Genomic DNA, 13545 nt, shown 5'->3' on the forward strand with positions numbered 1-13545 from the left:
GGGGCACACAATGGCTGCATTATACCGCAGACTTGTTTTGGGAGAGTGTATTGTCTGCCAAAACCAATCCGAAAAGCGTGGCCAACTTCAATAGGCAAGGCAAAGCGGCATATGTAAGGCTGAGCACCCATTCCAGCTTAGGTGTGAGCTCGGTTCCAGGGACGTAGCCAAACGATCCCAAAATGGGTAGGGCTAAGCCGGTTGCGGCTGCCAACGCTACTTTCGACAACAAAGCCATCAGGGAAAACAGCCGTGAGGCTTCAGCCTGGCGGGCGTCTGCTTCGATATGATCGGCCAATAGCGCCGGCGGCAGAGCCAAGTCTGCGCCAAGTGCTAAGCCGGACAGGCCGCAAACGGCGGCATAGGCCAACAAATCCCCTCGTCCGAGAAAGACTGCCCAAATGAATGTAATTACCGCAAGTCCGAGAGAGATTTGCCAGGCGCGGATTTTCCCGAACTTTGCAGCTACCTTTATCCAAAGCGGCATGGAAGCGGCTCCGCTCAGGAAATAGATCAGCAGAAACAGCCCAGTGTAGGGTTCTGCACCCAGACGGTCTCTGATGAAAAACATTACGAGCACGGCAGGAATGGCGCTGGCGAAAGTGTTCAATAACACCAAAGCGTAAAAGCAAGCGCGCCACCTGTTTTTCAACAGACCGCGCCAAGGTGTTTGCTGCGATGACTTTGCTGGCCGGGAGAGCTCGGCCGATTTTGTCCAAAGGGACAGCAGATAAAGAGCGCCTGCGAGCAGCGGGATATAAGCAAGAGTAAGGATATGAAACGCAAAGGCCGGATTGGTCCATTGTGTCAGCAACGCAGGAGTTATCGCGGCCGCGAGCAGCCCCAGCAGGCCGAGCGCTTCCCGAGCGCCGGTAATACGGGTCCGTTCTGCTGTCGACACCTTCCATAATCCGCCGAGAGTCTGGAGATTGATGGTTACGATAGAAAAGCCCGTGGTACAGATTAGAACCGATAAGGCAAACCAGGTGAGGGGTCTTGATGCCAACGGATGAAACAACATCCAAAACCCGGTCCCCAGCAGCACGACACCGGCTATTAGAATTTGAGGCCGTTGCTTGTAAAACCGGTCACTTAGGCTGCCAATCAAAGGGTCCTGAAACGCGTCCACGAGCCGGAGCAATAGGAGAATGAAACCCAAAGTACCAATTGGTTGGGCGAGCGTTACCGCATAAAAATCGGGCGCGTGCAGGTAAATCGGTAGCCCTGCGAAAGCCAAGGGAAAAGCAAGGGCACCATATGTGAACAGCTTGAACAACTGGATCCGAGGTGCAGGGGCCGGATTACTGGACCGATTGTTATCGACGGTTGCTGCTTGAAGCATGAATGATCAGGAACCGGCGCCAACTAGCTTTGCACGCAGTCTAGGATTACCAGTGCGATTCCCCAACCATATGGCGAAGAAGCGTTTGGAGAACGCCTTATCTGAGATCGTGCCGATTTTCCGGTTGCCAAAGTAAAACACGGTACTGCCGGAAGCCGTTCTGACGCCAGTGATGGATTGGCCTGACGAAACGTTCGGGAACATGGCTTCCATCTGTTTGGTCCATTTTGCCAGTTGAGCTTTTGAAGCTCCTTGTTTGCGCATCTCATCAGCCGATCGTTTGGCAATCGCTTGGCCCTTGAAATTGCGAAGGTAAGTTAGCTTCAAGGCAAACGGTTTTGACGGTGAATACGTTCCCCCGGGTGCGTAAAGTGCAGCATCAAACACCTTGATGCCCAAAAAAGTTAGGCGACCTTGTCCTACCAGGCTAGCTGAAGGAACCGATCTGGCCGCCGATCCGAGGTCTGCACGTGCCGTGCTCAAGCTGATGGGCGATCCGAAGGTGATCAGGACGACGGCAAAAACAATCAGGTGCCGGATTTTAACAGCGGGAAGGCGAGTGTTCTGCATCAGTCTCTCCTGTCGTTATGCAGGATCTTACGCAGAGCCTCCATCGACGGATTTCCGAAACTTGTCACAAATCCTTTGGTGAGAGCCTGAGGCAACCAGCGGATAGATATTTCTATCGCAATAAATCGAGAGCGGGTATTTTATTGTCTGACTTGATAGTTTTGCTCGTTTTTCAAATAAAAGATTGTAGTTTTTTCCAATAATCGACTTGATTTTGCTTATTTTTCGACCTCCTGCTAGTCGCCCGATTAAGAGAAAATTTGCAGACTTCATTTATAACTTCCCCGAACCTTATGGGGGACATTATGAAGTTCTGGCAATCAGTGAAATTTACCACGACAGTGCCAATCGTGGCAGTGGTCGCGTTGGCGTTCGTCGCCTTCGCGTATGTAACATCATCGCAACGTGTATCGGGCGTTCAGCACGCTTTCGAACAACAAATCAGTATGAGTGCAAACCTGACCAATCAGGCTTTGGGCAATGCGATTTGGGATTTCGACCAAGACTTGGCGAACACGCTGCTTGATCCATTGCTGGACAACCCTGACTTTTCCTGGGCTATCGTTCAGGAAAAGAACGGTGATGTTTTCGCGTCTCTGAACCGGGCAGAAGCAGCAGGTTCCAACGATGAGCTGATCAGCCTTATCCCTGAGGAAATGCGCGGTGAAAATGCATCTGAAACGACCGAGTTTTTCACGGGTTCAGAGTATCAAATCGGTATCAAGCCGATCACGCGCAAGGACGGTGATGCTGCCGAAACGCTCGGCATCATGTATGTCGCCTTTGATATTTCCGCGATTAACAGCGCCCGCAGTGAAGCGCTTATGACCGCACTGATTATCACCGTGATTGCAATTGTTGCCGTTTCCTTGGTCTTGGTTGCCTTAATCCGCCGTATCACTGGCCAGATCGGAACGCTGTCCGACACAATGGGCACGCTTTCAGACGGCAACTATGACATCAATATTCCGTATGTTGAGCGCGTCGATGAAATGGGTCAGATGGCTCGAACGGTCGAGATTTTCCGGGACAACGGTTTGCGTCAGCGTGAACTGGAACAAGAACAACAGCAAAACATCGAAAACGAGCGCCGCCGCCAGGCCGCTCTGGACGAAATGATCTCGGATTTCCGCGATGACAGCGGACGCCTACTGGAGCCGGTCTCCCAGTCGACGGATAGCATGGCCAATATCTCTGGTGTTCTGATGGACCTGTCCACCACCAATACCGAGCGGACTGCGTCTGTGGCAGCTGCTACCGAACAGGCCTATGCGAGCGTCCAGACGGTCGCATCGGCATCGGAAGAATTGTCGGCCTCCATCGGTGAGATCTCCCGCCAGATCAATGAAACCAGTGAAGTTGTCTCTACTGCAAATGACAAAGCCAACTCTGCGAATGAGCAGGTTGCAAGCCTTGCTGCCTCTGCTCAGAAGATTGGTGCGGTGTTGCAGCTCATCCAGGATATCGCTGAACAGACCAACCTATTGGCACTAAACGCCACGATTGAGGCTGCGCGTGCTGGTGAAGCCGGCAAAGGCTTTGCGGTTGTTGCCGCTGAAGTTAAGGAGCTGGCCACCCAGACCTCCAAGGCAACGGAAGAGATTTCCGCTCAGATCAATGCCATTCAGGGTGCGTCTTCGGACTCTGTAGCAGCGATCGAGGAAATTGCGACCATTATGGAAAAGGTCAACGAGTTCACCAACTCAATCACTCAGGCTCTGGAGCAACAGGGATCGGCAACTGCTGAAATCAGCAGTTCTATTCAGGAAGTTGCTTCTGGAACACGCGAGATCAGCGAGAACATGACGGGTGTTAAGGCTGCGGTTGATGATACCAGCCAGTCCGCTGGCGAGGTTTCTGCGACATCCTCTGAAGTGGCTCAAAACACCCGCCAACTGGCTGAGCGTATTGATGATTTCCTCAAAACCGTCGCAGCCGCTTAAGGTTTAAATCAGCCCCCGCCAGAGTGGCTGAAAAACACAGACCCCGCGCATTTAGTGCGGGGTTTTTTCTTGTTGGATGACGGCAAGCCGGTGTCATATTTTCTTTTCTCAACCAGTGCATTATAACTTAACCATCAAGCGGACGGCGTTTGCCCCGTTATTTGTTTCGTCCATGTTACATTTTTAATGTGAAACGGCCGTTTGGGACGGCTTAGTCTCGGTCAAGAAGCTTGAAGTATTGGCTAAGAAATGGATGAATTCGAACCTTGCTAAGGCGATGGTGTTGGACCGGGAAATGGTAATGTAATGAGCGATCCTGATCTGAAATTCCGGCTTAAGAAACGCACGAAAGTTGAAAAACCCAAACTCTACAAGGTCGTTCTTTTGAATGACGATTACACGCCAAGGGAGTTTGTCGTTTTGATCTTGAAGGGCGAATTCCGCTTGGACACAGCTCAGGCGGAAACGGTTATGATGACGGCTCATCAAAAAGGGGCTTGTGTGGTCTCGGTTTATCCCAAAGATGTTGCCGAAACCAAAACCATGCGTGCGCTGGATGCGGCCGGGCGGCTCGGTTATCCGCTACAGTTTAACGTCGAACCGGAATAATTTTAGCTGTTTGTTGCGATCAAAGCTATTTTTCGAGTTTGAATGCTTGGCAAAAAAACAGCGGCAGAAGACTGCCGCTGCGAATTTTCTGAAAAGTCTTAAAAAATCCAATTCTGACTGACATTTAGGAAGAATCTTATATGCTTCGCCTCACCCTTCATAGCTCTCAAAACTGATAGGGGGGGGGCGGGTGCCGGAACTTGAAAAAGAACTGATCGCCATTCAGAACGCAGATGATGCGAATTTGGTTTTTCAAGTATTTGCTAATGCAGGCCAGGCCTATGGTTTCAACAACGCTTGTTTTACTCTGATGAATGACCATTTGGCACAAGGATTGGGTAAATACCATGGATTTGCTACTGACTATCCGGAAGACTGGATGGACTATTATATGGAGCGCAACTACCTAGACTGCGATCCGGTCATTTACAAAGCGATCCGCGGAGGAGCCGCCTTTGTATGGTCAGAAGCCATAACGGCACAAAACCGTGACCAAAAACTGGATCCGAAGCGAAAAGCTTCCAGCCGCATACTTATGAGTGAAGCCGCCGATGCCGGGCTTGTCGATGGTGTCGGGATACCTCTGTTTACGCAGGGTGGAGGGCTTTCAGCTGTTGGCCTGTCCACGAACGATGAAGAATTGGATATTCCGCCTGAAACTTTGGCGGAAGTTAGCCTTCTTGCCGGCGCATTTCACGAGCGGTTTTTAAGCTTTTTCAACCGGGAACAGCCGGTTCACATCACTTCAAGGGAAATCGATGTCCTATCTTGGTCCGCAGAAGGCAAGACCGACAGCGAAATTGCACAGCTGCTTGGTGTTTCGGTGGCTACGGTTCGATTCCACTGGGGAAATATTTTTCGTAAATTTAATGCCGCGAACAAAGTCAATGCGACGGCAAAAGCTATCCGGTTGAATCTAGTTTCGGTTTCTTTGTTGGGTGTTCCTGAGATATGGAAGTGATTGAGCAGTGCCAAATCTGCTCAAAAGAAAACCCGGCCTGAGGCCGGGTTTTGTTCGTCTTGTCATTGATACGGGACGTTAGTCGCGCAGCTTGACGATCTTGTCATCGCCGCCACCCGGCGTGTCGTCGTCCGGACCTTCGTCGACTGGCTCTGTGACATCATCCAGAATATCGGTGTTCGGGTCGGTTTTCACTTCGGGCAGCGGGTCGGTGATCCCCAAATCCGCAGCGAGGTCGAAGCTTTCCGTCAAGCCCAGTTCCTCGGCCGGCCCGCGGCCTTCCATGGCCATCTGATAATTGGCAATGACGGCCTTCAACTGCGTAATCTGCTCGTTGGCGGTGTCTACCTGGATCTTATAACGCTGCAGACGTTTGTTCTCATCGACCAGATCTTCCAGATTGTCCGCGAATTTCTGGTTTTGATTGCGCTGGTGATTAAGATCTGTAAGGGCCGAGTTGTAGCGCAGGTTGACCTCACGCAGCTTGGCGGTGGTCGCCATCAGCTCGTTGCGGTCTTTCTCATGGTTCTTCTGAGCACTGTCGAGCAGGTGTTCAATTTCCTGCATGCGCTTGACCAGCTCGCGGCTGCGCTCCTTGATGGTTGAGTTTTCACGCGCCATCTCTTGCAGGGACTGCGCGCCGATCCGGCGCTGTGACGACAGGTTTTCGATCTCGGCGTTCAGTGCATAGACTTCATTGTCGTGCTTGCGTTGTTCTTCTTCCAGCCGCGACTTGGCGTAGACCAGTTCCTGATTGGCGACATCGAGGTGGGATTTCAGGTCGATGTTGTCATTGCGGAAATCAATCAGTTCACGTTTGACCGCTTCCAGCTCGCTGGAAGCCTGATTGTTCTTGCGGATTTCCTCTTCCAGAAGCGCAGCGCTTTCAGAAAGGTTCTGTTGCAGCTCTTTCTCGCGGTGTTTGACGGCTTCCAGATCTGAGTTGAGGCTTTCCGCGTGTTTTTCCAGCGTTTCGAACTTCGCTGTCAGATCATTCAGTTTTCCGGACAGATCTGCAATTTGCGCGTTGGCATCCACCAGCGTGGCGCTTTGAAGCCGGTATTCTTCGTTGATCTTTTTATTGTTGTCACGGATCGAAACAATATCGTTGCGCGCCGTTTCCAACGCAGTCCGGGTTTCGGTCGACCGTTTGCGCAGTGAATGAACTTCTGCCTGAGCGTCTTCAAGCTGCGTGGTTAGTGACTTCACCTTGTGCTCGGCGTCGAGCAGGTCGGTGGAGATTTTGGCGTTTTCCGATTTCAGCCGGACCTCGGTCTCCACGCTGGCGCGGGAGTTTTCGAGGTATTCCGCCATCATGCGGATGCTGGTCTGGCTTTCTGCGGCAAAGGCGGCCATCTGGTCAAAGGTCTGGGTAAGCCCGCCAATCCGGCCTTTGAGGCCGTCCAGCTGGTTCATCTTTTCCTGCATTCTTAAAGCGAAGGGGGACAGTTGTTCCACATTGGTGGTTGGTTCTTGTACCGGCTGCTGTCCTGTATCCGTCTCGATCGTCTGGTCCAGGTCTTGGCCCGGGTTCGAGGATTTCGAGAAAATGCCCATTCCGTGCTCCTGATGTGCCGCGCGCTAAATCCTAGCAACGCGGGATACGCAATACTATTAAGCCTTTTTTAACCCAAATGGCGGGGCCGTACAACGACTCAGACGGTGCGCAGTCACATTACACCGGTCAGCGTTACCGCAAAAAGAACGATATCCCCGGAAAGTCGGTGAAAATGACAGGATGGTTAACGGAAATTATCGCAAATTTTGCCGATAATAAAACAACTTAAGGTGTCTGTTTTCTTTAAGGTGCGGTCGAGTTTATTCTGCTGCTTTTTGAATGTTACGCAGTGTCAACGTAATACGCGATACCTTCATAGGTCAGGGAACCGACCGTCTGGATGCTGTCTCTTTCAGATTCTGAGGCTGTATAAAAGTGTGTGCCGGTTGAACTGTTGTAGAAGCGGTAGAGGGCCACACTGGTGCCGCTGACCTCACTTGCATACCCTTGATAGGCAATGCCTTCGTAGATGAAATCCGGGAGATTGTTGGTGACGTGCGCCCGTTCGTCTTCGCTGGCCGTGTAGAAATGAGTGCCCGTCGACGTGTTGTAAAGCCGGTAAATGTTGATCAGGCTAGATGGGTTGGTTGCCGCGTCGGCCGCAGCAAAGGCAACCCCTTCATAAGACATGGAGGAGGCCGCCGCGATGATCGTATCGCGCTCCGTCGTGTCGCCGGTGTAAAAATGCGTGCCGGTGAGCGTGTTGAAAAAGCGGAAGATGGCGTTTGCGGAGGCATCGATCACCGGCGGGTTGGCCGTCTCGATATAACTGTCGTTGCTGGCCATGGTGGAAGTCAGCCAGGCTTCATGGGCAGTGACCGAAGCCGCCGCGGCGCTGGTTGAGACGACCCCGACAACGCTGACATTGTCACCACTGCCGGTGAAGATCGGACCGCCGCTGTTCCCGGAATTGATTTCCAGATTGCGGGTATCGACGTAATTGTCGATCAGATCCTTGGAAGCAAAGGCGCTGTCATAGGTCAGGTTGTTGTTATAGGCGCCTGGAAAACCCAGCACACCGACGGTTCCGGAGGTGAAGCTGTAGTTGATGCCAAACCAGCCATAAGTATCGCCAACCGCTTCACTGAGCGACAGCAGGGCGATATCGCGTTCCGCCCCGCCGAGGCTGAAGGCGCGGTTGTCGCCGCTGTAAATCAGCCCGTCATTGTCCGGGTCGAAATCATCGTAATAGCTTTGATTGGCCGGGGTGTAATAGGTCGGGTTGCTCTCATCCGGGTCATAAGAGAAATAGATTTTGATCTCGTCGGCCAGGCCGCCCAACTCAGCGGCGTAGATGGCATGGCTGGCTGTGAGCACATCATTGCGGCCAACAAGCACGCCGGAGCTGACATAAGACTGACGGCCCCAGGTCGATACGATATAGGCAACCGCTTGACCGGGAAAACTGTCGTCGTTCGCTTCTGTTGACATGCTTTTTCGTCTGCCTTCGGCTGCCTTGCTTTTTGTCTGCTCAGTAATCTAAACCGGCAGCGGCCCTTTTCTTCCCGGACCGCGCATCTTTATCCGCGAGGCCAATCGGTCTTTACCTGATAATGGATGGATCGTTAAATATTGCTGTAACTGAAATCACAGGATTTACACACTTGAAGGCCTTGTTGCCTGCAAAGTCTCTTGCTGCACTGGTATCACAGCTGCCGGGCTTAATTGTGGCTATCAGGTGCCGCACAGAAAATAGTCTTTAATAAACCGCAATTGTCCGCTATCACGGTCAAATCGATATTGCTTGACGAACTTTGTACGCGTGTGGATTTCCATGCTCAGAACGATCTTCCCTCTCAACGTCGACTACGCGCGCCGGGCTGCATAACGCAGGACGGACATCTTCTTATGACCGATTGAAAGGACATCGTAATGGCCATCGGTACAGTTAAATTCTTCAACACCACCAAAGGCTTCGGCTTCATTCAGCCGGAAGATGGCGGCAACGACGTGTTCGTGCACATCTCCGCTGTTGAGCGCTCTGGCATGACAACTTTGAACGAAGGCCAGAAGGTCAGCTTTGAAGTTGTTCAGGACCGCCGCTCCGGCAAGTCCGCTGCTGACAACCTTTCTGCAGTCTAAGGCTTTTTCTGGACTGCAGATCACCGGACAGGGATCCAGGTTCAGAAAACCGCTTCGAAAAGCCGGGCCACGCGCCCGGCTTTTTTGTTTTTCAGACTTTCCTGTTGCTTCACTACGGGAAAGGCATGAGGTCTTTCTAATTCCTCTGACTTTTCATTCCAGCGAAAGCTGGGATCGAGTAATCTGAGAGACCCGTCGTGTACCAAGGACCAGCTGGTGTTCATGCCCGCGAATGCGGGTGCTAGGGCGATAAGACGTGAGTTTGGTTTTGCCTCGCCAGCCTTGAACAGCACAAAACCCGCCGCGAGGAAATCCTCCGGCGTTTTGCTCAAATCTCTTCCCTGAGCCACAGGAGTGGCGGGGCGCGCCGGGCCTTGCCTGCGCATCAGTTGAATAAATGAGTCTTCGGCAAAGCTTGACTGCCCCGCCCGGGCTGTTTGGTGCGCGCCGTGGCACAGCACCGGCCAGACTCGAAGTGCGGGGTGTCAATCCGCCCTCCGCAGCACGCCCAGCCGGCCGCTACTCGGTGTTGCCGCTGCAGGGTCACCGCCGTCCATTATCGCGCCGGACCCCGGTCCGGTTCGTTACACCGGCCCGTCAGCCCCGCCCGATCCGCTCCCTCCCGGGGGACGGTCCCCCAAAAAGCCCGTGTGAGCGGATACGCAGATCATCATACGGCAGGGGCATGGGGGCGTGGATAAGATTTCTTTGTGTCAGGAGGTTCCAACCGTGCCGTCCCGGATTTGATCCGGGATCTGTTACACTGTTTTTGGTCCCGGCTCAGAGGCCGGGACGGCTTAGGGAACGCAGCCACTGCGCGCTCACTGAGCGTCATCCCCGCCTTGTGCGGGGATCCAATCCACCGTTCAGCATCGGTCCGATGGGTGTATTCATTGAAACGCGGCCCAATAAACCTCTGCCCATTCCCGAGATTTCGGGAATCAATGGATCCCCGCACAAGGCGGGGATGACATCTGGGGGAGGGGTTATTGCCCCGGCCGTCCGCTCTTCTTCGGCCGACCGCGCCGCTTTTTCTCGTCCACAGGATCCTCGTAAGATCCGGCGCCGATCTTGCCGCGCGGGGAAAGATGAGGCGCATCGTCTGCCTGGACGACGGGTGCCGGTTTTTGCGGCAGCGGGCCTTTTGTCAGTGGGACTTCCGTGCGCCCAACGGTCATTTCATCGAGGCTCGGCTTATGAACCTTTGATTTGGCCTTGGCTGCTCTATCTTTCGCCGTTTCCTTCTTCTTGCCGCTCGCGCCTTCCTTGGTGCCGCCGGCGCCGAATTTCTTGTCGCCCTTGTAACCGCCGGTTTTCTGGTCGACGGCAGATTGCCGGGCCATGGCGTCGTCGGCAACGGCCAGTTCGGTTTCCTGCAGGCGTTTGATTTCGTCGCGCAGGCGGGCGGCGGTCTCGAAGTCGAGATCGGCGGCGGCGTCGCGCATCTGTTTTTCCAGATCGGAAATGTGAGCCTGCAGATTGTGGCCGACCAGTGCCCCTTCCTCGGCAAAACCGGCATCGACCGTGACGTGGTCCTGCTCGTAGACCGATTCCAGAATGTCGCCGATGGAGCGGCGGACGCTTTCCGGCGTGATGCCGTGTTCGGCGTTGTAGGCTATCTGTTTGTCGCGGCGGCGGTTGGTTTCGGCAATTGCCCGCTCCATGGAGCCGGTCATATTGTCGGCATAAAGGATCACCTTGCCGTCGACATTCCGGGCTGCGCGGCCAATGGTCTGGATCAGCGAGGTTTCGGAGCGCAGAAAACCTTCCTTGTCCGCATCCAGGATCGCGACCAGCGCACATTCGGGAATGTCGAGGCCCTCGCGCAGCAAGTTGATGCCAACCAGCACGTCGAAGGCGCCGAGGCGCAGATCCCTCAGGATCTCGATGCGTTCCAGCGTGTCGATGTCGGAGTGCATGTAGCGCACGCGCACGCCGTTTTCGTGCAGATATTCGGTCAGATCCTCGGCCATCCGCTTGGTCAAGGTGGTGACCAGCGTGCGGTAGCCTTTCTGGGCGGTCTCCCGGACTTCCCCCAGAAGATCATCGACCTGGGATGTCGCCGGGCGGATTTCCACTGGCGGGTCGATCAGGCCGGTCGGGCGGATCACCTGTTCGGCAAACACGCCGCCGGCCTCCTCCATTTCCCAGCTGCCGGGGGTGGCCGAGACCGCAATCGATTGCGGCCGCATGGCATTCCATTCCTCAAAGCGCAGTGGACGGTTGTCCATGCAGCTCGGGAGTCTGAAGCCGTACTCTGCCAGTGTCGCCTTGCGGCGGAAGTCGCCCCGGTACATGGCGCCGATCTGAGGAATGGTGACATGGCTCTCGTCGGCAAAAACGATGGCATTGTCCGGCAGATACTCAAACAGAGTGGGCGGCGGCTCGCCCGGCTTGCGGCCGGTCAGATAGCGCGAGTAGTTCTCGATACCGGCACAGGACCCGGTCGCCTCCAGCATTTCCAGGTCGAACATGGTGCGCTGTTCCAGCCGCTGGGCTTCCAGCAGGCGGCCGTGGGCGTTCAATTCCTCCAGCCGGTGTTTCAGCTCTTCCTTGATCGACTTTGTCGCCTGGTTCAGCGTCGGCTTGGGCGTCACATAGTGCGAGTTGGCGTAGATCTTGACGCTTTTCAGTTCGCCGGATTTCTGGCCGGTGAGGGGATCGAATTCGGTGATTTGCTCGATCTCGTCGCCGAACAGGGAGATCCGCCAGGCGCGGTCCTCATAGTGGGCCGGAAACAGCTCAATCGTATCCCCGCGGACGCGGAAGGTGCCGCGCTGGAAGGCGGCGTCGTTGCGCTTGTACTGCAGGGCGACCAGATCAGCGATCAGCTGGCGCTGGTCGATCTGCTCACCCACCTCAATCGCGAAGGTCATCGCCGTATAGGTTTCGACCGACCCGATACCGTAGATGCAGGACACCGAGGCGACGATGATGACGTCGTCGCGCTCCAAAAGGGCGCGGGTGGCCGAGTGGCGCATCCGGTCAATCTGTTCGTTGATCGAGGATTCCTTCTCGATATAGGTGTCCGTGCGCGGGACGTAGGCTTCCGGCTGGTAGTAGTCGTAGTAGGAAACGAAATATTCGACTGCGTTGTCCGGAAAGAAGCTTTTGAACTCGCCGTAAAGCTGGGCCGCCAGTGTCTTGTTGGGCGCCAGGATCAACGCCGGGCGCTGGGTGCGGGAGATCACCTGCGCCATCGTATAAGTCTTGCCCGAACCGGTGACACCGAGCAGCACCTGGGTCTGGTCGCCGGTGTTCATGCCTTCGACGAGATCGGCAATGGCGGTCGGCTGGTCGCCCTTGGGCTCATACTCGGAGGCGAGCACGATCTCGACGCCGCCTTCGGATTTCGGCGGGCGTTCGGGCCGGTGCGGCACCCATTCCGCGCCGTTCTTGTGGAGCGGATTGCCGCTTTCGATCAACGCCGACAGGGCTTCCACGGTGGCCGTTGCGCCTTGATTTCCGCCGAGTTCACCATAGCGGCCGTCGGCGGCGGATTTCTTTTTGTTGTCCTTCTTGTGCTGTTTGAGCTTTGCTTCAAGCGCCTCGGCCTCTTCCAGGCTCATGTCCAGCCCGGCGACCGGGTTCAACCCGCCGGCCGCCCGTTCGCGCGCACTCTCGGCCTTGCCGATGGAGGTGCCGCGGGCGGATTTGGTGGGCTTTTCTTTTTTGGAAGCTGCCTTTTTTACTGCGGCCTTTTTGGGCGCAGGTTTCTCCGCTTCTTCCGAAATCTCGGCGGCCCAATCGGAAATCGAGCCTGATAGAGGCGTGCCAGACAGGGGCTTCTGCGGGGCTTCGCCGAAGCCGTCGGGCGCGTTGGGATCGTCTGCGGAGGTTTTCGGGGGGCGCTTGCTCATGGGCCTCAATATGGTCCGAGTCCGCGCGCGAGAAAACCCCTCCGTTGCGGCTTTGTTCCAGTTTCTCAGACTTCTTGCCAGTCTCCTGACAATAGGCTGTCAGGAGAAGGGGACTTCGTTGAGTTCCTGTAAAAGGCCCCGGAGCGTTTCAAGTTTCTCCCGGCCGAGTTTTTCAGCGAGTTCTTGTTCCATCTCTGCAACCAGCGCCTGGGCTTTTTTTCGCGCTTCCAATCCCTTTTCGGTGGGAACCGGCATCTTGTCCCGCAAGTTTCCGGGGACGGGGTCGAGCCGGAGGGCGCCGGCTTCGACCAGCCGGTGGACTGCCGAGTGGATCGACTGGCGGGTAACGCCCCGGTCGCGGGCCAGTTCTGACACCGTACGTGGGTGGCGGCAGATGGTCATGAACAGGTTGGCATCGGCCGGTCGAACCACATCGAGCCCAGTGCCTTTGCGTAGTTCGATCATGCGCTTATCCAATTTCTGCCAGGTGTCCTGCAACAGACCGCGGATCGTTGGGCGTGCCGAGTTCGAGTGTTTTTTGTCAGTCGAGGTTGACATTGTGTCCTGTATAGCTACGTATATCGTCAGTCTGGACTGACAATTTTGCTCGCGTTATAGAA

The 13545-nt window shown here is 54.9% G+C and carries 11 protein-coding genes; 4 read left to right on the forward strand and 7 right to left on the reverse strand.

The genetic code is table 11. From position 1 onward, the window contains the following. Window positions 1–19: 19 nt before the first annotated feature. The gene (locus FJ695_RS11825; RefSeq protein ID WP_141185636.1) at window positions 20–1342 is read right to left on the reverse strand and encodes an MFS transporter; all 1323 of its coding nucleotides are present in this window, start codon (window positions 1340–1342) and stop codon (window positions 20–22) included. A 6-nt stretch (window positions 1343–1348) separates the two neighbouring features. Beyond that, a complete protein-coding gene (locus FJ695_RS11830; protein ID WP_141185637.1) occupies window positions 1349–1912 on the reverse strand; it encodes a chalcone isomerase family protein in 564 nt (187 codons plus the stop codon). A 305-nt stretch (window positions 1913–2217) separates the two neighbouring features. On the opposite strand from FJ695_RS11830, the gene FJ695_RS11835 reads away from it, so the two are divergent. From FJ695_RS11835 to FJ695_RS11845, 3 genes are all read left to right on the forward strand, one after another. Next, complete coding sequence (locus tag FJ695_RS11835) at window positions 2218–3855, forward strand: methyl-accepting chemotaxis protein (protein ID WP_141185638.1); 1638 nt, start codon at window positions 2218–2220, stop codon at window positions 3853–3855. A gap of 306 nt (window positions 3856–4161) precedes the next feature. Further along, window positions 4162–4464 carry an ATP-dependent Clp protease adapter ClpS gene (gene clpS / locus FJ695_RS11840; protein WP_141185639.1) on the forward strand — a complete coding sequence of 101 codons (303 nt, stop codon included), beginning with the start codon at window positions 4162–4164 and terminating at the stop codon, window positions 4462–4464. A gap of 190 nt (window positions 4465–4654) precedes the next feature. After that, window positions 4655–5425, forward strand: a complete 771-nt coding sequence (locus FJ695_RS11845) for a LuxR family transcriptional regulator (protein ID WP_141185640.1) — start codon at window positions 4655–4657, stop codon at window positions 5423–5425. 78 nt (window positions 5426–5503) lie between these two features. Here FJ695_RS11845 and FJ695_RS11850 read toward each other — a convergent pair whose 3' ends face one another. Continuing rightward, window positions 5504–6982, reverse strand: coding sequence for a hypothetical protein (locus FJ695_RS11850; protein WP_141185641.1), 1479 nt, complete (start codon window positions 6980–6982; stop codon window positions 5504–5506). A 283-nt stretch (window positions 6983–7265) separates the two neighbouring features. Then, window positions 7266–8414, reverse strand: coding sequence for a trypsin-like serine protease (locus FJ695_RS11855; protein ID WP_141185642.1), 1149 nt, complete (start codon window positions 8412–8414; stop codon window positions 7266–7268). A 441-nt stretch (window positions 8415–8855) separates the two neighbouring features. Here FJ695_RS11855 and FJ695_RS11860 point away from each other — a divergent pair, with 441 nt between their 5' ends. Next, the gene (locus FJ695_RS11860) at window positions 8856–9065 is read left to right on the forward strand and encodes a cold-shock protein (protein WP_141185643.1); all 210 of its coding nucleotides are present in this window, start codon (window positions 8856–8858) and stop codon (window positions 9063–9065) included. A 41-nt stretch (window positions 9066–9106) separates the two neighbouring features. Here FJ695_RS11860 and FJ695_RS11865 read toward each other — a convergent pair whose 3' ends face one another. The 3 genes from FJ695_RS11865 to FJ695_RS11875 form a co-directional block, all read right to left on the reverse strand. Further along, window positions 9107–9397 (reverse strand): hypothetical protein, encoded by a 291-nt coding sequence (locus FJ695_RS11865; RefSeq protein ID WP_141185644.1) that lies wholly within the window; start codon window positions 9395–9397, stop codon window positions 9107–9109. A 654-nt stretch (window positions 9398–10051) separates the two neighbouring features. Continuing rightward, window positions 10052–12925: an excinuclease ABC subunit UvrB gene (uvrB, locus tag FJ695_RS11870; RefSeq protein WP_141185645.1), complete on the reverse strand. Its 2874-nt coding sequence runs from the start codon at window positions 12923–12925 to the stop codon at window positions 10052–10054. A gap of 99 nt (window positions 12926–13024) precedes the next feature. Then, window positions 13025–13483 (reverse strand): MarR family winged helix-turn-helix transcriptional regulator, encoded by a 459-nt coding sequence (locus tag FJ695_RS11875; protein WP_141185646.1) that lies wholly within the window; start codon window positions 13481–13483, stop codon window positions 13025–13027. Between the last annotated feature and the right edge of the window lie 62 nt (window positions 13484–13545).

It is taken from the genome of Labrenzia sp. PHM005, from assembly GCF_006517275.1.
In the GTDB taxonomy this organism is placed as follows: Bacteria; Pseudomonadota; Alphaproteobacteria; order Rhizobiales; family Stappiaceae; genus Roseibium.

Excerpts from the sequence above, each read along its gene's own strand:
- FJ695_RS11860 (WP_141185643.1), top strand. The coding sequence starts at position 8,856 with ATGGCCATCGGTACAGTTAAATTCTTCAACACCACCAAAGGCTTCGGC.
- clpS (WP_141185639.1), top strand. The coding sequence starts at position 4,162 with ATGAGCGATCCTGATCTGAAATTCCGGCTTAAGAAACGCACGAAAGTT.
- FJ695_RS11835 (WP_141185638.1), top strand. The coding sequence starts at position 2,218 with ATGAAGTTCTGGCAATCAGTGAAATTTACCACGACAGTGCCAATCGTG.
- FJ695_RS11830 (WP_141185637.1), bottom strand. The coding sequence starts at position 1,912 with ATGCAGAACACTCGCCTTCCCGCTGTTAAAATCCGGCACCTGATTGTT.
- FJ695_RS11850 (WP_141185641.1), bottom strand. The coding sequence starts at position 6,982 with ATGGGCATTTTCTCGAAATCCTCGAACCCGGGCCAAGACCTGGACCAG.
- FJ695_RS11875 (WP_141185646.1), bottom strand. The coding sequence starts at position 13,483 with ATGTCAACCTCGACTGACAAAAAACACTCGAACTCGGCACGCCCAACG.
- FJ695_RS11855 (WP_141185642.1), bottom strand. The coding sequence starts at position 8,414 with ATGTCAACAGAAGCGAACGACGACAGTTTTCCCGGTCAAGCGGTTGCC.
- FJ695_RS11825 (WP_141185636.1), bottom strand. The coding sequence starts at position 1,342 with ATGCTTCAAGCAGCAACCGTCGATAACAATCGGTCCAGTAATCCGGCC.
- uvrB (WP_141185645.1), bottom strand. The coding sequence starts at position 12,925 with ATGAGCAAGCGCCCCCCGAAAACCTCCGCAGACGATCCCAACGCGCCC.